The sequence below is a fragment of the Umezawaea sp. genome (assembly GCF_036375055.1).
GTDB lineage: Bacteria > Actinomycetota > Actinomycetes > Mycobacteriales > Pseudonocardiaceae > Umezawaea.
Map to the genome: position 1 here is coordinate 1 of NZ_DASUSQ010000070.1, position 19,321 is coordinate 19,321.

Annotated in this window: 14 protein-coding genes and 2 tRNA genes; 6 read left to right on the forward strand and 10 right to left on the reverse strand. The window is 71.6% G+C overall.

Features of this window, described 5'->3' with window-relative positions; translation table 11 throughout:
* A partial coding sequence (locus tag VFZ92_RS18975; RefSeq protein WP_330877294.1) for a hypothetical protein occupies positions 1-709 on the forward strand: 709 nt, incomplete at its 5' end.
* Here the strand turns inward: VFZ92_RS18975 and VFZ92_RS18980 are convergent.
* Entirely contained in the window at positions 697-2,574 is a 1,878-nt protein-coding gene (locus tag VFZ92_RS18980; protein WP_330877295.1) for an ABC transporter ATP-binding protein, read from the reverse strand. The genes VFZ92_RS18975 and VFZ92_RS18980 overlap by 13 nt on opposite strands.
* A 4-nt stretch (positions 2,575-2,578) precedes the next feature.
* On the reverse strand, positions 2,579-3,739 hold the full coding sequence (locus VFZ92_RS18985; RefSeq protein WP_330877296.1) for a DUF2786 domain-containing protein: 1,161 nt from the start codon (positions 3,737-3,739) through the stop codon (positions 2,579-2,581).
* Between the two features lie 81 nt (positions 3,740-3,820).
* Between VFZ92_RS18985 and VFZ92_RS18990 the strand changes: the two genes are divergently transcribed.
* Both VFZ92_RS18990 and VFZ92_RS18995 read left to right on the forward strand, forming a co-directional pair.
* The gene (locus tag VFZ92_RS18990) at positions 3,821-4,501 is read left to right on the forward strand and encodes a hypothetical protein (RefSeq protein ID WP_330877297.1); all 681 of its coding nucleotides are present in this window, start codon (positions 3,821-3,823) and stop codon (positions 4,499-4,501) included.
* Positions 4,502-4,585: 84 nt separating this feature from the next.
* Complete coding sequence (locus tag VFZ92_RS18995) at positions 4,586-6,727, forward strand: DEAD/DEAH box helicase (protein ID WP_330877298.1); 2,142 nt, start codon at positions 4,586-4,588, stop codon at positions 6,725-6,727.
* A gap of 4 nt (positions 6,728-6,731) precedes the next feature.
* On the opposite strand, the gene VFZ92_RS19000 is transcribed toward VFZ92_RS18995, so the two are convergent.
* Positions 6,732-8,621 carry a DNA/RNA helicase domain-containing protein gene (locus VFZ92_RS19000; RefSeq protein ID WP_330877299.1) on the reverse strand — a complete coding sequence of 630 codons (1,890 nt, stop codon included), beginning with the start codon at positions 8,619-8,621 and terminating at the stop codon, positions 6,732-6,734.
* Between the two features lie 597 nt (positions 8,622-9,218).
* Positions 9,219-9,292: transfer RNA gene (locus tag VFZ92_RS19005), tRNA-Lys, on the reverse strand.
* A gap of 317 nt (positions 9,293-9,609) precedes the next feature.
* Between VFZ92_RS19005 and VFZ92_RS19010 the strand changes: the two genes are divergently transcribed.
* Positions 9,610-10,743, forward strand: coding sequence for a L,D-transpeptidase (locus VFZ92_RS19010; RefSeq protein WP_330877300.1), 1,134 nt, complete (start codon positions 9,610-9,612; stop codon positions 10,741-10,743).
* A 55-nt stretch (positions 10,744-10,798) separates the two neighbouring features.
* Here VFZ92_RS19010 and VFZ92_RS19015 read toward each other — a convergent pair whose 3' ends face one another.
* From VFZ92_RS19015 to orn, 3 genes are all read right to left on the reverse strand, one after another.
* Positions 10,799-12,436 (reverse strand): ABC-F family ATP-binding cassette domain-containing protein, encoded by a 1,638-nt coding sequence (locus VFZ92_RS19015; RefSeq protein WP_330877301.1) that lies wholly within the window; start codon positions 12,434-12,436, stop codon positions 10,799-10,801.
* A gap of 152 nt (positions 12,437-12,588) precedes the next feature.
* Positions 12,589-12,661 (reverse strand) — tRNA-His (locus tag VFZ92_RS19020).
* A 64-nt stretch (positions 12,662-12,725) separates the two neighbouring features.
* Positions 12,726-13,337 (reverse strand): oligoribonuclease, encoded by a 612-nt coding sequence (gene orn, locus VFZ92_RS19025; protein WP_330877302.1) that lies wholly within the window; start codon positions 13,335-13,337, stop codon positions 12,726-12,728.
* A gap of 84 nt (positions 13,338-13,421) precedes the next feature.
* Between orn and VFZ92_RS19030 the strand changes: the two genes are divergently transcribed.
* Positions 13,422-14,945, forward strand: a complete 1,524-nt coding sequence (locus tag VFZ92_RS19030; protein ID WP_330877303.1) for a helicase HerA-like domain-containing protein — start codon at positions 13,422-13,424, stop codon at positions 14,943-14,945.
* On the opposite strand, the gene VFZ92_RS19035 is transcribed toward VFZ92_RS19030, so the two are convergent.
* Positions 14,877-16,244 carry an MFS transporter gene (locus VFZ92_RS19035; RefSeq protein WP_330877304.1) on the reverse strand — a complete coding sequence of 456 codons (1,368 nt, stop codon included), beginning with the start codon at positions 16,242-16,244 and terminating at the stop codon, positions 14,877-14,879. The genes VFZ92_RS19030 and VFZ92_RS19035 overlap by 69 nt on opposite strands.
* 1 nt (position 16,245) lies before the next feature.
* Between VFZ92_RS19035 and VFZ92_RS19040 the strand changes: the two genes are divergently transcribed.
* Positions 16,246-17,229 (forward strand): GlxA family transcriptional regulator, encoded by a 984-nt coding sequence (locus tag VFZ92_RS19040; protein WP_330877305.1) that lies wholly within the window; start codon positions 16,246-16,248, stop codon positions 17,227-17,229.
* Here VFZ92_RS19040 and VFZ92_RS19045 read toward each other — a convergent pair.
* Both VFZ92_RS19045 and VFZ92_RS19050 read right to left on the reverse strand, forming a co-directional pair.
* Positions 17,226-18,776: a PH domain-containing protein gene (locus VFZ92_RS19045; protein WP_330877306.1), complete on the reverse strand. Its 1,551-nt coding sequence runs from the start codon at positions 18,774-18,776 to the stop codon at positions 17,226-17,228. The two genes, VFZ92_RS19040 and VFZ92_RS19045, sit on opposite strands and share 4 nt — an antisense overlap.
* Positions 18,773-19,273 (reverse strand): PH domain-containing protein, encoded by a 501-nt coding sequence (locus tag VFZ92_RS19050; protein ID WP_414719946.1) that lies wholly within the window; start codon positions 19,271-19,273, stop codon positions 18,773-18,775. The genes VFZ92_RS19045 and VFZ92_RS19050 overlap by 4 nt, the downstream gene beginning before the upstream one ends.
* Positions 19,274-19,321: the final 48 nt, after the last annotated feature.

Sequence of the window (19,321 nt, forward strand, 5' to 3'; positions counted from 1 at the left end):
TGGCAGCGTGGGCGCGATGAGTCGCAGGACGCCGATCCGCAAGCCGATCCCCGTGAAGTCCCACCGGGGCGCGCTGCCCCCGTTGACGCCCGCGCAGCGAGCCGTCGTCGACGCCGCCCGACAGTTGCCGCAGCTCACGGACCCGCTGGACGTCGAGGTGGCGTTGAGCGCCGCGGTGGCGCCCGCCCTGGACGAGGACGTGTGGCCCGGGGTGATCGCGAACGCCGTGGCGGTGCCGAGCAGGCGGAGCCTGGCGCTGCTGCGGGCCGTGGCGGTGCTGGTGCCCGAGTCGGGTGCCGCCGCGGCGGCGGACGGGCTGGGCGACCTGCCCGAGCCGGGGTGGCCGGCCGCGCTGGACGGACTGGTGGTCGGCGAGTGCTGGGTGGTCGACCAGCGGTCCGAGGAGGGGCACCAGACGCTGCTGTGCACCTACTCCTACGGCGACGAGGTGCACGCGGGGCTGTACCTGGTGGACGAGAACCTGGGCGGGGTGGTGAAGAACGCGTTCATCACCAAGGACGTCGAGACCGCGCGGACGATGCTCGGCGAGCACGGGGCCGTCGAGGAGATCGCGGCCGACGAGGCGCACCGGCGGTTGGCCGAGGCGTACGGGAAGGTCGACGGCGGGCCGGGGTTGGGGATCGACCCGGACGTGTACGTGGTGCGGCTGCTGGTGTCGCGGCGGATCGCGGTGGCTCAGCGCTCGTAGGCGCGGGCCTGGATGTCGTACAGCTCGCGGTAGACGCCGTCGGCCGCCATCAGCTCGTCGTGCGTTCCCTGGGCGACGACGCGGCCGTCGTCCAGCACGACGATGCGGTCCACGTGGCGGATGTTCGCCAAGCGGTGGGTGACCAGGATCGTGGTCCTCGACCGCGTCGCGTGCTGGAGGCCGGCGAACACGGTCGCCTCGGCCTTGGCGTCCAGCGCGGCCGTGGGCTCGTCGGCGACCAGGACGGCGGCGTCGCGGTAGATGCCGCGCGCCACGCTGATCCGCTGCCACTGGCCGCCCGAGGGTTCGTGGCCGTCCTTGAACTCCTTCGACAGCACCGTCTTCTCGCCGCGCGGGAGCGCCTCCAGCACCGACCGCGCGCCGGACTGGTCCACGGCCTCCGCCCACCCCTCGCCGGAGGGGTCGTGGCGGTCGAGCCTGCCGACCCGGATGTTGTGGCCCGCGGTCATGGGCCAGCGCGCGGGTTCCTGCGAGATCACCGAGATCCGCGTGTGCACGGACTTCCGGTCGGCGGCGGCGATGTCCACGTCGTCCCACAGCACCCGGCCCTCGTCGGGCGTGTAGAGGCCGGTGATCAGCTTGCCCAGCGTGGTCTTGCCGGACCCGTTCTGGCCGACCAGCGCGACGACCTCGCCGCGGTTGATCTCCAGGTCGACGCCGATCAGCGCGGGCCGGTCGGCGTCGGGGTAGGTGAACGTCACGTCCTCCAGCCGGATCACGGCCGGGTCGGCGGGCGCGGTGACACCCGTCGACACGTGGTGGCGGGTGTGCGCGGTGGCGAGCAGCCGCCGGTAGAAGTCGATGTAGAACGAGTGCTCGTAGAGCTGGTTCACCGCGTACATCGTGGTGGACAGCGAGGTCGACGCCGTGCGCATCGCGACCACCGCCGCGCCCGCCAGCGCGAGCGGCATCGCGTTCGTGTAGAGCAGGAACCCGAGGACGAGGTAGGCGATCCCGGTGCCGATCCCCGCCAGGGTCCGCCCCACGAGCCGCACCAGCGTCTTGCGCGACTCCATCCGCACCTCCTCCGCCGTCACGTCGTTCGCGATCCGCCGGTGCTCGGCGATCAGCGGCTCCTGGAGCGTCAGCGCGAACCGCTCGACGGCCACGTCCCTCGCGACCATCAGGTTCTCCACCACGAACAGGCGCAGGTGACGGGTCACCATCCGGAGGAAGTTGCGGTAGCCGAGCTTCGCGACCCGCATCGCCGCCCAGCCGTCCGCGACGGCCGAGAGCAGCAGCACGGGCGCCAGCCACGGGTTCAGCACGCCCGCCGTGACCATCGCGGCCAGCAGCGAGATCAGCGCCGACACGAGGTCCGCGACCACCCGGTTGGCGACCTCGATCGAGTTCATCGCGTGCCGACCGCCCTGCCGGACGAGCTCGCGGAAGTCCGGGTCGTCGAACGCCGCCAGGTCCACGCCGATCACCGCCGTGTTCAGCGTGTCCTGCGCCGCGTGCCGCACGCGCGGCGTCAACGCGCCCTGCACCGCGCCCGCCGCGCTGTCCAGCAGCCCGCGCAGCGCGAACGACCCGACGAGCAGCCCGATCGACGGCAGCGCGGCCACCAGCCGCTGCGGCGTGGGCCCCTCCTCCAGCAGCCGGGTGAACACGCTGGCGGTGGCGAGCAGCCCGAACGCCGTCACGCACCCGGACAGCACCTGGATCACGCCCGCCAGCGCCGTCAGCCACCGCGAGGTCCGCCACGCGAGCCGGATCACCAGCCACGTCGCGGCGGGCACCGCGGCCAGCGTCCGCCACGTCCCGGCGGCGGCCACCTGCGCGTCCACGGACGCCCAGCGCGGCGGTTCGAGGTCTTCTACTCCGATGAGGGTTTCGGCCACCGGGTCAGGTTGCCGGGCCACCGCCCAGCGCGGCCCGGTTCACCGTCAGGTTCGCCGAGTTGGCGGCGGTGCGGCCCGCGTCCCAGCCCGCTTCGCTGCGCACCGTGACGGATTTCGACTTCGTCTTGGTGAACAGGGTCTCGAACAGCACGTCCACGGCCTGCTTGCGCTCCGACAGCACGGGCAGCAACCGGTCGTCGGAGGCGGGCGCCTCGGTCGCGGCCTCCAGCCGTTCGCCGACGCGGTGCGCGTAGGAGTAGAGGAACGACTTGCGGTAGCCGCGGCTGCGCGCCTCGGCGCCCTTGGACGCCCCCGAGCCCGCCGCCACCATCGCCCTGGTGGCCTGCACCAGCAGCGACGTCGACAGCAGCTCGACGATCTCCAGGTCCATCTCCTCGCCGACCAGCGCGACGAACCCGATGTTGCCGTACACGACGGCCCGCGACCGGTTCGCCTTCGCCACCACGTGCACGAGCTGCGCCTTGCCGTCGAAGTAGCTCTTGTCGAGCCACATCCGCCGCGAGGTCGCGGTCTGCGGGACGTGCGCGTCCGCGTCGACCGCCGCGCGCTCGAACGCGTGCCGGTTCATCAGCTCCTGGGCCTTGGCCGACAGCGCCTCGGCCTCGTCGGGGAACTGCGACGACTCGGCCTTCGCGAGCAGCCCCCTGACCCGGTTCAGCACCTTGGAGCTGACGCCGACGTGCGTGACCTCGATCGTCGCCGAGCCCGGACGCGGCAGGATGTTCTGCAACCGGGGGAGCAGCAGCAGCCGGGACAGCAGCGCCACGACGACCTCCACGGCGTCCTGCCGCAGCTCGATGTGCTTGCGCGCCCACTCGTCCACGTGCGGCTGCCCGCGGTCCCACCACACGGTCGCGTCGATCTCCCCGAGCTGGTCGCGCCAGCGCGGGTGGATCGTCGCCTCCGGGTACCGCTCGACCTCCGACGCGATGGCGTCGACCAGCATCGAGACCGCCCGCTCGTCGTCGTGCCGCCCGACGACCTGCACCAGGTCGTACGGCAGCCAGCCCGCGTTCCACAGGTTGTCCAGTTCGCGGTGCAGCACGTCGGTGATCGCCCGGTCCAGGTCGGCCGACGACACCGCGTCGAGCTTCGGGATCCGGAGGCGCGGGTTCGCCGCGGCTTCCCACAGTGCCTTGCCCACGGTGTCCACGATGGGTGATTCTCCCCCGTCGCTCTGGTGTGGCTGCGGCCGGTGCGCCCTCCGCCGTGTCAGCCTCCGCGGGTGAGTCGTGGGACACAGGGCCGCAAGCAGCCGGTTCACCGCCCGATCGAGGTGGTGCGCGGTCCACAGCGGACGGAACTGGGGCTGGCGCAGCGCGCCGTCGTCCAGTCCTGCCGCGACCTCCCGCAGATGACCGACCCGCTGGAGGTGGAGCTCACGCTCAGCTCCGCCGTGCCGCCCGGTGTCGCCGACGAGAAGTTCTGGGTGGAGCTGGTCGACCACGCCGTGTCACTGCCCAGCAGGCGCAACCAGGCACTGCTGCGGGCCATGGCCGTGCTGCTCACCGGCAGGCCGGGGGAGTGGGCGGTGGCGTTCGCGCCGCCGGTCGTCGACTCGCTCGGCGTGCGCGGCGCGTGGATCTGCGACCGGTCGCTGGACGCGGGCTACCTGGCGCTGCTGTGCACCTACGCGCACGGCGACGACGAGCACGCGATGGTGTTCCTCATCGACGAGGTGGCGGGCGGGGTGATCCGCAACGCCTTCGTGACCAGGGAGGTCGCCGTCGCCAGGGAGCGGATGGCCGCGCAGGGCACGTTGGAGGAGATCAACCCGGCGGCGGCGCACTGGCTGCTCGCCAAGTCCTACGACAGGCTGGACCGGTGGCCAGCGCTCACCGTGGACCCCGAGGTGCACCGCACCCGGCTGGTCGCGAACCGCCGGATCGCCCTCGCCTTCGGCTGAGCGCGCGCGTGTTTGGATCACGAGCCCGAGTGGCACACTGCGACGACATCACCGAAGCCGTCCGTCAGGCGCTAAGGGGCGTGCGTGAACGACTCGTCGAAGATCGGCAAGCCCGCCAGGGAGCTGCTGGCCGCCGCTGCCGCGTTCCGCACGCAGGCCGAAGGGGTGCGGGACGAGCCCGACCGGCTGCGCGCGCTCGCCGTGGCCCGGTACGAGGCGGTGCGGGACTCGCTGGTCGCTGACCTGGTCCGGGCCATGCCGGTGGAGAAGCTGCGCGACGCGGCGGCCGGTCTGCGGCTCGGGAAGCTCAGGGCCGCGGGGTTCCAGACCGTGGCCGACGTGGCCGGGTCGTCGTTCGCCCGGCTCGACGGGGTGCCCGGTGTGGGCCCGCAGTCGGCCCGGCAGCTGCTCGACGCGGCCAGGGCCGTCGTCGACTCGCTCAAGCGGGACACCTCCGTGCGGCTGGACCCCGACCGGGCCGGTCGGGGGCAGACCGAGCTGCTCCAGCTCCTGTCGAAGCTGCGGCGGGCCACCCAGCTCGTCGCACCGCTGCACGAGCCGATCACCGACGTGCTCGCGCGGGTCGACGCCGACGTGCGCGCGGCGTCGCGCGCGTCCAGCGGTGTGCGGATGTTCTTCTCCCTCAAGAAGAACAAGCAGGCGGCGCTGGACGCGCTGGCGCGGCTGGAGGAACTGCTCGGCAGCCGGGACGTCGCCGCGCTGCGCGCCGTGGGCGTCCAGCTGCACGTGCCGGACCTCGACCACCGGGCGCTGTGGCGCGACTACGAGCTGGACGCCGCCGCGTACAACACCGCGCTCGCCGACCTGGCGGGTGCGGGGGCGGTGCCGGATCGCAGTGCCGCCAAGGGTTTCGTGCCCGCGGACATCGAGCGCGAGGTCGACTCGGTCACGCTCGACACGAGCAGGCTCACGGTCTCGCTGCGCGGCTACCAGGAGTTCGGCGCGAAGTTCGCGCTCGCCCGGAAACGCGTGATCATCGGCGACGAGATGGGGCTGGGCAAGACGATCGAGGCCATCGCCGTCATGGCGAGCCTGGCCGCGAAGGGCGGTCGCGGGTTCGTGGTGATCTGCCCGGCGAGCGTGGTCGTCAACTGGGTCAACGAGATCGCCCGGCACAGCGACCTCGTTCCGCACCGGCTGCACGGCGCCGGACGTGACGGCGCGGTCGGCGAGTGGCTCGACCAGGGCGGTGTCGGCGTGACGACGTTCGGCACGCTGCCGAAGCTGGCGCTGCCGAAGAGGTTCCGCCCGGCGCTCGTCGTGGTGGACGAGGCGCACTTCGTGAAGAACCCGGACACCCAGCGCTCCAAGGCCGTCAACGCCGTGGTGCAGCGCGCCGACCGCGCGGTCCTGCTCACCGGCACGCCGATGGAGAACCGCGTGGACGAGTTCCGCACCCTCGTCTCCTACCTCCAGCCGGGCATCGCCGCACGGGCGGGCGGCACCGACGCCGTGGTCGGCGCCAAGGCGTTCCGCCGCCTGGTCGCGCCCGTCTACCTGCGGCGCAACCAGGAGGACGTGCTCGGCGAACTCCCCGAGCTGCTGGAGGTCGAGGACTGGGTCGAGTTCGACGGACCCGACCAGACCGCCTACCACGACGCCGTGCGCGCAGGGAACCTGATGGCCATGCGCCGCGCCGCCTACGAACCGGGCAAGCCCGAGGGCTCGGCGAAGCTGGAGCGGATGCTGGAGATCATCGAGGAGTCCCGCGACAACGGCTGGAAGGTCGTCGTCTTCTCCTACTTCCTCGACGTCCTCGACACGGTCGCCGAGCACACCGGCGCCTACGGCCCGCTCACCGGCAGCACCTCGTCGTCCGGCCGCCAGCAGCTGGTCGACGACTTCACCGCCCACGAGGGCCACGCGGTGCTCGCGGCGCAGATCGAGGCGGGCGGGGTGGGCCTCAACATCCAGGCCGCGTCCGTCGTGATCATCGCCGAGCCGCAGTGGAAGCCCAGCACCGAGGACCAGGCCGTCGCCCGCTGCCACCGCATGGGGCAGGTCCGCAAGGTCCACGTGCACCGGTTGCTGGTGAAGGACAGCGTGGACGCGCGGGTGCGGGAGGTCCGCGACCACAAGACGCTGCTGTTCGACCACTACGCGCGGGAGAGCGACGCGAAGCACGGCCACGAGGCCGCGCTGGACTCGACGGTGTCGGTGGAGAAGCGCGTGGTGCTGGCCGAGCAGCAGCGGCTGGGGCTGTAGACCGCTACGCGGCGAACTTCCGCAGGTAGGCCTGCGTCTCGGGATCCTCGGAGAACACGCAGACGCCGCGCATGCCCCGTGTCAGCAGGACCTTGTAGGTGTTGCGGATCAGCGTGGCGAAGTGGAGGTCGTCGGCCCTCTTCACCGCGGGGTCGTGCGAGTTGTCGCGCTGGGCCACCCAGTGGTCGCCGCGGCGGACGAAGTCCGTCCCGAAGATGACGCCCGCCCAGTCGTACTCGAAGCCCTGGGCGGTGTAGATGCAGCCGAGCTGGCCGAAGCCGCGGTCGTCGCTGGCCCAGAAGTGCGACGCGGGCGCGTCGGGGACCACCTTGTCGGGCTTCGCGTTCCACGGCCGGTGCCAGTCGCCGATCCGCACGTCCGGCACCAGCACCTTCGTGCCGTCCTGGGACACGGGATCGCTCCACGTCCAGCAGTACCCGGCGGCGATCCGCGCCGTCCCGAGGTCCTTCGCCCGCTGCGCGAGCAGCCACGACTCCATCTCGCGCGGGGAATCGGCGCTGCGCACCACGAACTCGTCGTCGGTTCGGGTGACCAGGTCCGACCAGGAGGTCGGGGTGCCCCTGATCCCCAGCAGCCTCGCCACCCACGTGTCGTAGAACTCCGAGCCGCCGCAGCGGAACTGCCCGCCGAGGTGCACCACCTCGACCTTGCAGTCCGCGGCTTCGGCCGCTGCCCTGATCTCCGACAGCGACCCCATCTCGCCGGGGCGCACCGTCTGGTGCTCGTCGAGCAGGAACACCGGAACCCTGGCGGCGTCGATCAGCTCCTCGATCTGCCGCCGGGCCTTCGCCCGCGCCTCGCTCTTCGTGTAGCGGTTGACGCTGGTCTCCCGGATGCGGTGCGCCTCGTCGCAGATGAGCACGTCCAGCCCGAACCGCTCCGCCTCGATGAAGTTGTTGAAGTACTTGAACATCGTCTGCACCCGCCGGTTGCGCTTGCCCGCGTGCCTGCGCATCGTGCTGGTGAACGCGCTCGACCCCGTCGCGTGGAAGGCGCTCTTCCCGCGCCTGGCCAGCTCGCCGAGCAGGCTGAGCGCGATGACGCTCTTCCCGGAACCCGGCCCGCCGAGGATCACGACCACGGTCTGCGTGCGCGACGCGTGAGCGCGGTCGACCGCTCGGGTGACCAGGCTGTAGGCGACCTGCTGCTCGTCGAGGAGGACGAACTGCTCGCGCTCCTGGATCTCCTTGGCGGCCAGTTCCAGCAGCGGCTTCGACGGGGCGTGGCGCATGCCGAGGAACTCGTCGGCGGCGCGGCGGGAGTCGTCGCGCGCGGCCGGTTCGCGGTCGAGCAGCGCCCGCAGGCGGTCGACCAGCTGCCCCTTGGTGTCGAGCGTGAACAGCCGCCCGTAGTCGTCCATCGCGTACTGGGAGATGCCCCAGACCCCGGAGTCGCGGGCGTTGTGCAGGTAGGCCAGACCGTGCACGGCACCGGGCTGTTCGGCGAGCGCGGGCGTCGAGTCGACGAGGTACTCGCAGTAGCGCCGAACCTGCTCGACCGGGTGCAGGACCGGGTTCGCGTAGTGGTCGATCCGCACGAGGTCGTCGCTGTACGGCTCGGCCTTCGACCACTGCTTCAGCTCGACGAGCACGTACACCGGCCTGCCGTGCTTCGGACTCCGGCCGCACAGGACGACGTCCACCCGCTTCGGGCTGTGCGGCAGCTTGTGCTCCAGCAGGACCTCGACGTGTCCGAGACCGGCGTCGACCAGGTCGGAGAGGAACGCGGGCAGGCTGTTGCGCCACGACCGCACCTCGCCGTCACCCACCCCCGTGTCGAACTGGATCCGCGCTTGCTCGGCGAGGACGGTGTGCAACCGGTCCGACCTGGCGTCGCCGAGCAGGACCTCGGCGCTCTGACGGACGAGAGCCACTGCTGTTCCCCCACGTGGGCACGCCGAATGGACGTGCGGGTGGGGGCAACGACGAGGCGCTGTTTCCAGCGCGCTCGGTGCCCGTCGGGCCGCGCCACGAGGTTAGCGGCAGGGGGACGGTTCGACGTGGAGCAGGGGGACGGCCGCGTGGGATCGGGCTCACGTGGGCCTGCGACCGAGTTGCTCGGATGAGGTTTCGGCATAGACCCTGCTCACGGGCTTGCGAGCGACCCTCTTGGCAGGACGAGCCCACCGCCGGGGCCCTGGTCGGCAGCAGGTGTGAGCGATCTTCGCGTGCCAGGGGTGGAGGGGGTCGGGAACTGCTCGACCGGTAGTCGTTCGGATGCGCTGGGGAATGGAGCGGGAATCCGACTCGCGGCGTTGTGAGCGCTTTCACGGGAGAAGGCCGACAAGGAGAAGGGGTGGTCGGCTCGCTAAGGCGATCGGGAGGGCGCTCGACGCTTGGGGGAACGCCCAGGCGGGAATGGGCAGGGGCGCCGTGAGAGGAGTGGGTGCTGGTCACAGCGGTAGGGTGCGCTACCCCGGAATGCAAAGAAGTGGTCCAGCATAAATGCTGGACCACTTCTTTGAACCAGGTGCGCCGCCAGGGACTCGAACCCCGGACCCGCTGATTAAGAGTCAGCTGCTCTAACCAACTGAGCTAGCGGCGCTGGCACTTCATCTTGTCTGAACCGTGTTGCTCCGTTCCGACGAGAAGAACATTAGCACAGCGGTTCGCGCAGTTCCCAATCGGCTGGTCAGGCCGGGTTTGGAGGGGTTGGGCGGGGGAGAACTTCGCGCTGGTAACGATCGGGTATCCGGAGCAACTCGGGTAGGCAGGACGGCGTCTTCTCGAGTGGGACGGCTGAGGTAACACCTGCTTGCGCGCTGTCTCGTTGTACGGGGGGAACCGGGCGAACGGATGGGTGCGATGGGGATGACGGGTAGGCGCGGGGCGTTCGGGTTGGTCGCGGTGGGCGTCGTTGCGATGTTGATCACAGGGTGCTCGTCGTCGCCCGAGGTGCCGGTGCAGGGGAAGAACGCCCCGTCGACCAGCAGCACGCCGCCCCCGCCGCCGGTGACGTTGACGCTGGGCACGCCGAACGGGGCCACGGGCGTGGCGCCGGGGCTGCCGGTGATCGCGACGGCGGCGGACGGGAAGCTCACGGACGTGAAGCTGACCGCCGCCGACGGGGCCGTGGTCGAAGGGGCGATCAGCCCCGACGGGCTCCAGTGGGCGAACAGCGCGGCGCTGGCCTACGACAAGGCCTACACGATGTCGGTGACCGGGCAGGGCGCGGACGGGAAGGCGGTCACCGCGACGTCGGCGTTCTCGACCGTCAAGCCGAGGACGCTGACCTACGTCGAGACGAACCCGCAGGACGGGGCGGTGGTCGGCGTGGGGCAGCCGATCGCGTTCTACTTCGACGAGCCGATCGCGGACAAGCTCGCGGCCGAGGCCGCGCTCCAGATCACGACCGAGCCGAAGGTCGAGGGCGCCTTCTACTGGTTCAACGAGAAGGAGGTGCACTGGCGGCCCCAGGCCTTCTGGGCGGCCGGGACGAAGATCACCATCAACGCGAAGGTGTACGGCAAGCACATGGGCGACGGGATCTACGGCCAGGAGGACCGGCTGATCAACGCCACCATCGGCGACGCCGTGATCCACGAGGCCGACGGCGCGTCCCACCAGGTCGTGACGAAGGTCAACGGGCAGGTCGTGCGGACCGTGCCGACGTCGATGGGCAACGCGGCCAACACGACCCCGGTCGGCACCTACGTGATCACCGAGAAGCGCGACCACATGGTCATGGACTCCACGACCTACGGGCTGTCGCTGGAGGACGGCGGGTACAAGACGCCCGTCGACTGGGCCACGCGGATGTCCAACAGCGGGATCTTCGTGCACTCGGCGCCGTGGTCGATCGCGGACCAGGGCAACCGCAACGTCAGCCACGGCTGCCTGAACATGTCGCCGGAGAACGCCAAGTGGTTCTTCGACAACGCGAAGCCCGGTGACGTGGTGGTCGTGGCCAACTCGGGCGGGCCCGCGCTGGAGTCGTGGGACGGCTTCGGCGACTGGCAGGTCCCGTGGCCCGAGTGGGTCGCCGGGAACCGCTAGACCGCTGCTCCGCACCGTGTGCCTCCCCCGGACGTCCGGGGGAGGCACACGTGCGTCAGGCGTCCTTCACGTCACCGTCGTCGACCACGAGCCTGCGCGTCGTGTGCACGGCGTCGAGCATCCGGCGGTCGTGCGTGACCAGCAGCAGGGTGCCGGTGTAGCTCTCCAGCGCCGATTCGAGCTGCTCGATCGCGGGCAGGTCGAGGTGGTTGGTCGGCTCGTCGAGCACCAGCAGGTTCACGCCGCGGGCCTGGAGCAGCGCGAGGGCCGCGCGGGTGCGCTCGCCGGGGGACAGCGACGCCGCGGTGCGGAGCACGTGGGCCGCCTTGAGGCCGAACTTCGCCAGCAGGGTGCGCACGTCGGCGGGGGTCATGTCCGGTGCTTCCAGCTCGAACGCGTCCACCAGAGGCTGCTCGCCGAGGAAGAGCCCTCGCGCCTGGTCGACCTCGCCCACGACCACGCCGCCGCCCAGGGTGGCGTGGCCCTCGTCCAGCGGCACGCGGCCCAGCAGGGCGCCGAGCAGCGTCGACTTGCCCGCGCCGTTCGCGCCGGTGATGGCGACGCGGTCCGCCCAGTCGACCTGGAGGTCCACCGGGCCGAGGGTGAACCCACCGCGGGTCACCACGGCGCCGCGGAGGGAGGCCACGATCGCGCCCGCCCGTGGAGCCGGGGCGATCTCCATCCGCAGCTCCCACTCCTTGCGGGGCTCCTCGACGACCTCCAGGCGTTCGATCATCCGGTCGGTCTGCCTGGCCTTCGACGCCTGCTTCTCGGTCGCCTCGGTGCGCGACGCGCGGCCCTTCTTGTCGTTGTCGGTCTGCTTGCGGCGGGCGTTCTTCACGCCCTTCTCCATCCACGCGCGCTGCATCCGGCCGCGGGCTTCGAGCGCGGCCTTGGTGTCCGCGAACTCCTCGAACTCCTCACGGGCGTGCCTGCGGGCGACCTCGCGCTCCTCCAGGTACGCCGCGTAGCCGCCGCCGTAGGTGCGCACCTGCTGCTGGGCGAGGTCCAGCTCCACCACGCGGGTGACCGTGCGGGCGAGGAACTCGCGGTCGTGGCTGACCACGACCGTGCCCGCGCGCAGCTCGCCGACGAACCGCTCCAGGCGGTCGAGGCCGTCCAGGTCCAGGTCGTTCGTCGGCTCGTCGAGCAGGAAGATGTCGTACCGGCTGAGCAGCAGCGACGCCATGCCCGCCCGCGCGGCCTGGCCGCCGGAGAGCGACGTCATCGGCTGGTCGAGGCCGACCGCGAGGCCCAGGTCGGCGACGACCTCGATCGAGCGCTCCTCCAGGTCGGCCCCGCCCAGCGCGAGCCAGTTCTCCAGCGCGTCGCCGTACTCGTCGTCCGAGCCGGACGTGCCCGTGCTCAGCGCCTCGGTCGCCGCGTCCAGGACGCGCTGCGCGAAGCCGACGCCGGTGCGGCGGGCGAGGAACTCGCGCACGGTCTCGCCGGGGCGGCGTTCCGGCTCCTGGGGGAGGTGGCCGACGGTCGCGGAGGGCGGGCTGAGCCGCACGCTGCCCCGCTCGGCGGGGATCAGGCCCGCGAGGGTGCGCAGCAGGGTCGACTTCCCGGCGCCGTTCGCGCCGACCAGCCCGATCACGTCACCGGGTGCGACCACCAGTTGGAGGTCGGAGAACAGGACGCGGTCGCCGTGTCCGGCCGCGAGGTCCTTGGCGACGAGGGTGGCACTCATGAGACTCCCGGTGCGGAGGGGAAGCGCGAAGCCGAGCCCGCCGGGGGTCCGGGGGCGGAGTCACCCGGCTGGGGTCTGGGGGGCTCGGCCCCCAGGAGGCAAGACGAAAACGAGGTGTGTCCGCGTTTCCGCAGACACACCTCGCTCACTCGGGTGAGTGACGGGACTTGAACCCGCGACACCTGGGATCACAACCCAGTGCTCTGCCAGCTGAGCTACACCCACCAAGACCGGTTGACCGGCGAGAGGAAGCATAGCGTGTGCACCGGTCAGGTCTGAAATCGGGTGGTCAACCCAGTCCGTCGGCCTTCAGCAGTTCGGCCGCCACGGCCTGGGCCTGCTCCGAGCTCGGACCGGGCGGGGCCACGAACGCGGTGCGCCGGTAGTAGGCGAGTTCGCGGATGGACTCCTTGATGTCGGCGAGCGCCCGGTGCGAGAGGCCCTTCTCCGGCTGCGCGTAGTAGATGCGCGGGTACCAGCGCCTGCACAGCTCCTTGATCGACGACACGTCGATCATCCGGTAGTGCAGGTGGGCGTCGAGCGCGGGCATGTCGCGGGCGATGAACCCGCGGTCGGTGGCGATCGAGTTGCCCGCCAGCGGTGCGGTGCGCGGGTCCGGCACCCACTCCTTGATGTACGCGAGCACCTGGGCCTCGGCGTCGGCGATGCCGACGGTGGACCGCCGCACCTCCTCGGTGAGGCCGGACTTCGCGTGCATCTCCACGACGACCTCGGGCATCCCGGCGAGCGCGTCGTCGTCCGCGTGGATCACCACGTCGACGCCGTCGCCGAGCACGTTCAGATCCGCGTCGGTGACCAGCGCGGCGATCTCGATGAGGGCGTCCTTCCCGAGTTCGAGGCCGGTCATTTCGCAGTCGATCCACACCAGACGATCCATCACCCGCGAGAGCCTAGTCTCTCGTGACCTCGGAGGACGTCCGCGCTTCGAGTGGCGCGTCCCGGTGACCTCATTACGCTCGTGCGAATGACCCAGCAGCAGTCCGCGGCGGCCGGGATCGCGGCCGGGTACGCCTCAGCCGGTCCGGCGGTCGAACTCGGTTCGGTCCTGGTGGACGGTGCCGTCGAGCCCACCGCCCACGTGCGGCTGCCGCTGGCCACGATGAACCGGCACGGGCTCGTCGCGGGCGCGACCGGCACCGGCAAGACCAAGACGCTCCAGCTCATCGCGGAGCAGCTGTCCGCCGCGGGTGTGCCCGTCGTGATGGCGGACGTCAAGGGTGACCTCTCGGGACTGTCCAGGGAGGGCGCGGTCAACGACCGGGTCACCGGTCGGGCCGCGGACACGGGCGACGACTGGCGTCCGCGGGCGCACCCGGTGCGGTTCCTGTCGCTCGGCACGGGCGGCGCGGGCGTCCCGGTACGGGCGACGATCACCAGCTTCGGCCCGATCCTGCTGTCGAAGGTGTTGGGGCTCAACGACACCCAGGAGTCGACGCTCGGGCTGATCTTCCACTGGGCCGACACCAGGGGACTGGCCCTGCTCGACACCAAGGACCTCCGCTCGGTGATCAACCACCTCACGAGCGAGGAGGGCAAGGAGGACCTGAAGGGCATCGGCGGCGTGTCGTCGGCGACGGCGGGCGTGATCCTGCGGTCGCTGGTCAACCTCGAAGCCCAGGGCGGCGACACGTTCTTCGGCGAGCCCGAGCTGGACCCCGCCGACCTGATGCGCGAGGTCGACGGCAAGGGCGTGATCACGCTCCTGGAACTGGCGGAGCTCCAGGCGAAGCCCGCCCTGTTCTCCACGTTCCTGATGTGGCTGCTGGCCGAGCTGTTCCAGGAGCTGCCGGAGGAGGGCGACCTGGACAAGCCGAAGCTGGTCTTCTTCTTCGACGAGGCGCACCTGCTGTTCGCCGACGCGTCGAAGGCGTTCCTGGAGCAGATCACCCAGACCGTGAAGCTGATCCGGTCCAAGGGCGTCGGCGTCTTCTTCTGCACCCAGCTGCCGACCGACATCCCCAACGACGTGCTCTCGCAGCTCGGCGCCCGCGTGCAGCACGCGTTGCGCGCGTTCACCCCGGACGACCAGAAAGCCTTGTCCCGCACGGTGAAGACCTACCCCACGTCGCCGCACTACGACCTGGAGGAGGTGCTCACGTCGCTCGGCACGGGCGAGGCGGTCGTGACCGTGCTGAGCGAGAGGGGCGCGCCCACCCCGGTCGCGTGGACCAGGCTGCGCGCGCCCCGCTCGCTCATGGACACCATCGGGCAGGACGCGATCGGGCAGGCCGCCGCCGCGTCGGACCTGCACGGCAAGTACGCCGAGACGATCGACCGCGAGTCCGCCTACGAGAAGCTGGCCGCGAAGGTCGTGCCGCGGGCCGAGGAGGAGCAGCCGGAGCACCACCGGGAGAAGCGCGGGGAACCCGGTCTGGTGGAGAAGGTGCTCGGCAACTCCGCCGTGAAGTCGTTCCTCCGGTCAGCGGCAGGCAGCATCGGCCGCGAGATCACCCGAGGGCTCTTCGGCACGGCCCGGAAGCGCCGGTGACCGCTTGATCCGCAGCGACAGCAGCGCCGCTCCGATGCTGAGGCCTCCCGCGACGACGAACGTCAGCGCGTAGTCGCCGAAGTGGTCGCGGGCCAGACCTGCCGCCGTGGCCGCGATGGCCGCGCCGACCTGGTGCGACGCGAACACCCAGCCGAACACCACCGGGCCCGCCTCGCCGAAGATCTCGCGGCACAGCGCGACGGTCGGCGGCACGGTCGCGACCCAGTCCAGGCCGTAGAAGATGATGAACACCAGCATGCTCGGGTGCACGGAGCTGGCGAACAGCTGCGTCAGCAGCAGGAGCGAGACGCCGCGCAGCAGGTAGTAGGCGGCCAGCAGGACCCGCGAGTCGACCCGGTCGGTCAGCCAGCCGGAGAAGATCGTGCCGACGACGTCGAACAGCCCGACCAGCGCGAGCAGGCCGGCCGCCGTCGTGGACGGCATGCCGTGGTCGTGCGCGGCCGGGATGAAGTGCGTGCCCACCAGCCCGTTCGTCGTCATCCCGCAGATCGCGAACCCGCCCGCCAGGTACCAGAACGACCGGGTGCGCGCCGCCGTCCGCAGCGTCCTGAGCGCGTTGCGCGCCGCGCCGCCCGGCGGCACGACCGGGGTCACGACCTCGGTGCCGCCGTACAGCGGCAGGCCCAGGTCGGCCGGGTGCTCCTTGAGCAGGAAGTACGCCAGCGGCACGACGAGCAGCGCCGCGCCCGCGATGACCAGCGAGGACGAGCGCCAGCCCGACGACTCGGCGAGGCCCGCGATCACCGGCAGGAACACCAGTTGGCCGGTCGCGCCGCCTGCGGTGAGGACGCCCGTCACGAGCCCGCGGTGCTTGACGAACCAGCGACCGGTGATCGTCGCGACGAACGCGAGCGCCATCGACCCCGTGCCGAGGCCGACCAGCACGCCCCACAGCAGCACGAGCTGCCAGCTCGCCGTCATGAACACCGTCAGGCCGCTGCCGACCGAGACCAGCAGCAGCGCCAGGCTGACCACCCGGCGCACGCCGAACCGGTTCATCAGCGCGGCCGCGAACGGGGCCGTCAGGCCGAAGAGCAGCAGGTTCACCGAGACGGCGAACGAGATCGTGGCGCGCGACCAGCCGAACTCGCGCTGCAACGGCTCGATCAGGGCGCCCGGTGCCGACCGGAACCCGGCCGCGCCGACCAGTGCGATGAACGCCACCGCGGCGACCACCCAGGCCCAGTGAAGTGTGGTGCGGCCCCTCCGGGCCTCGATCTGCGTCACCGCAAGAGCATCCGCCGAACGAGTGCGTCGGACCAGTGGCCGGAAGGCCATCATGTGCAAGAATCGGGCCGTGAGGCGGCATGAGGTGGCGGTACTCGCGCTCGACCAGGTCACCGGCTTCGACCTGGGTACACCCACGCAGGTGCTCGGCACGGCCCGCGACGAGCGGCAGCGGGCCTACTACCGGGTCCGCGTCTGCACGCCCGGCAACCTGCCGGTGCGCAGCTCGGCCGGGTTCACCGTGCAGGGCGACCACGGGCTCGAACTGCTCGCCGAGGCCGACACGATCGTCGTCGCGGGTCAGAACCGCGCCGACCTGCTGCTGAGCGACCCGCTCGACTCGGACGTGGTCCGGGCGCTGGTGGCCGCCGCTCCCACCACCCGGATCGTCTCCATCTGCACGGGCGCGTTCGTGCTGGCCGCCGCGGGCCTGCTCGACGGTCGGCGCGCCACCACGCACTGGTGGTACGCCGAGGCGTTCCGGACGATGTTCCCGCACGTCGACCTCGACCCGGACGTGCTGTTCGTCGACGAGGGCGACGTCCTCACCTCGGCGGGCGTCGGCGCGGGCATCGACCTGTGCCTGCACCTCGTGCGCAAGGACTTCGGCACCGAGGCCGCCAACCGCGCCGCCCGCCGCTGCGTCGTGCCGCCGTGGCGGACCGGTGGCCAGTCCCAGTTCATCGAACGCCCGGTGCCGCCCGCCGAGACGACCTCGACCGCCCCGGCCCGCGAGTGGGCGCTGGCCAGGCTGGACGAGCCGCTGGACCTGCGGTCGCTGGCCGAGCACGTGCGGATGAGCGTCCGCACGTTCACCCGCCGCTTCCGCGAGGAGACCGGTCTGAGCCCCGGCAAGTGGATCATCCAGCAGCGCGTGGAACGGGCCCGCCACCTGCTGGAGTCCACCGACCTGCCGGTGGACGAGGTCGCGCGGCGGTCCGGGTTCGGCACCGGAGCGGCCCTGCGGCTGCGGATGAGCACCGCGCTGGGCGTCGCGCCCAGCGTGTACCGCACCACGTTCCGGACGAGCGCCTAGCCCGCGGAGTCCACGGAGGACTGTTCCGGTCCGACGCGCTCCAGGAACGGCCGCAGCAGATCGGGCACGGCCGCGTCGGCCAGCAGCAGGCCGTCCTCCGCCCCGACGTCGATCACGTGGTAGACGCCGTCGCCCGCCGCCGTGGTCGCCGACACCGTCGCCAGGCCCGCCCTGCGCTGGAAGAACGACTGCGACACCCGCCAGCCGATGATGCCGCTGCGTTGCAGCGCAACGGTTTCCCGCAGCGCCGACCCGCTGCGCGCGACCAGGTAGCGGTCGGTCAGCGCGTGGCCGAGCGCCCGGTAGCGGTCCCAGCCCATCAGCGCCGCGAACGGGAGCAGCGCCAGCGCCGCCTGCCACGTCCACGACGGTGCGAAGAGCGCGAGCCCGCCCGCGAGCAGCAGCACCGGCAGCACGGCGCGCACGAGCCGCCGCCGCAGCGCCACCAGCGGGTGCCGCCGCAACGTCGACGTGGTCGGCGACACCGGGACGTGCAGCACCTCGTGCGCCACGCGGTGGGCCTCGGAGATCGGCGCCGGTGGCAGCAGCAGGCTGCTCTCGCCCTTGGTGCCGAGCCCCGTGGCGACGGCCGTGGTCCTGGCGCCCCGGCCCAGCCGCAGCAGCAGCGGCTCCTGCACCTCGACACCGCGCAGCCGGTCCTCGTCCACCGACACCGAGCGCGTGGTCAGCAGCCCGCGGCGGACCCGCAGCGTGCCGTCGTCCTCGCGCGTCAGCCGGTAGCCCCAGAACTGCACGACGTACACCAGCAGCGACGCGATCACGGCCAGCACCAGCACCACGCCGAGCAGCACCGCGATGGTCAGCGCGAGCGGCGCGTTCGTGACCCACTCGACCACGTCGTGCAGGCCGGAGAACGCCGACCGCCGCAGGTCGAGCTCCTGCGCGTAGTTCATCAGCACGCCGAACGTGCCACCGACCGCGACCAGCCCGGACAGCGTCAGCGGGGCGAAGCGCAGCCACCGCGGGTCGAACGTCGCCAGCGCCCTGCTCGCCTCGTGCGGGGGCGCGTCGGCGTCCGTCGACACGGCGATGACCCGCGCCCGGTCGAGCAGGAGCTGGCGCAGCCGCTCGGCCTCGTGCGACGACACGGCGTCCAGCGTCACGCCGCTGTTCTCGCCCGCCTTCTCGTGCTGGCCGGTGCCGACCCGGATCGCGGACAGGCCGAACAGCCGGTGGCCCAGCTTCGCCGTCAGGTCCACGGTCCGGATGCGGTCCCTCGGCACGGCCAGCCGCTTGCGCACCAGCAGACCCGTGTGCAGCTCCACCTGCTCGTCGGTGATCCGGTAGCGGGTGGTGAACCAGCTCAGCAGGCCGAACGCCACCACCAGCACGATGACGCCGCCGCTCATCGCGATCCGCCACTTGTCGCCGCCGCCCAGCACGATCAGGCCGACCAGGACGGGGATCAGGCCCATCAGCTCGTTGAGCGGGCGGACGATCAGCATCCGCAGGTCGAGCCGGTGCCACTCCAGCGCGACCGGGGCCTCGACGAGCTCGGGCGCGCTCGGGAACTCCGGCGCGGTCACGTGGCGTCGCCGGGGGTCGCGTCCGTCGTGGTGGTCAGCTCGTCCGCCAACCGCACCGCGGACTCGTGGTCCAGCCCCTCGATCTGCACGGGCCCGGCGGCCGACGCCGTCGTCACGGTCACCGTGGAGAGCCCCAGGAGTTGTTGCAGCGGACCGCGTTTCGTGTCCACGGTCTGGATCCGGGAGACCGGGGCGATGCGCCACTCCTGGCTCAGCCAGCCGGTCAGCGTGTACACCGCGACCGGCGTCGACTCCCAGCGGTGCACGCGGAACCGCCAGCGCGGCATGACGAGGGTGTGCGCGACCGCCAGCACGCCCGTCGCGACCGCCGCGGTGAGCTGCCACGGCGGCGGCGAGTCCACGAACAGCAGCACGACCAGTTGCGGCACCAGCACGACCGTCCACCCGATCACGGCGTGCAGGGTCCACAACGTGATCGACTTCCGGCTTACCTGGTGCCGCGGCGCACGCAGCCTCACCTGCTCAGTGGTCACCACACCACTCTGCCTCAAGGCCGGACCCAGCACTGGTCCGGCCTTGAGGAA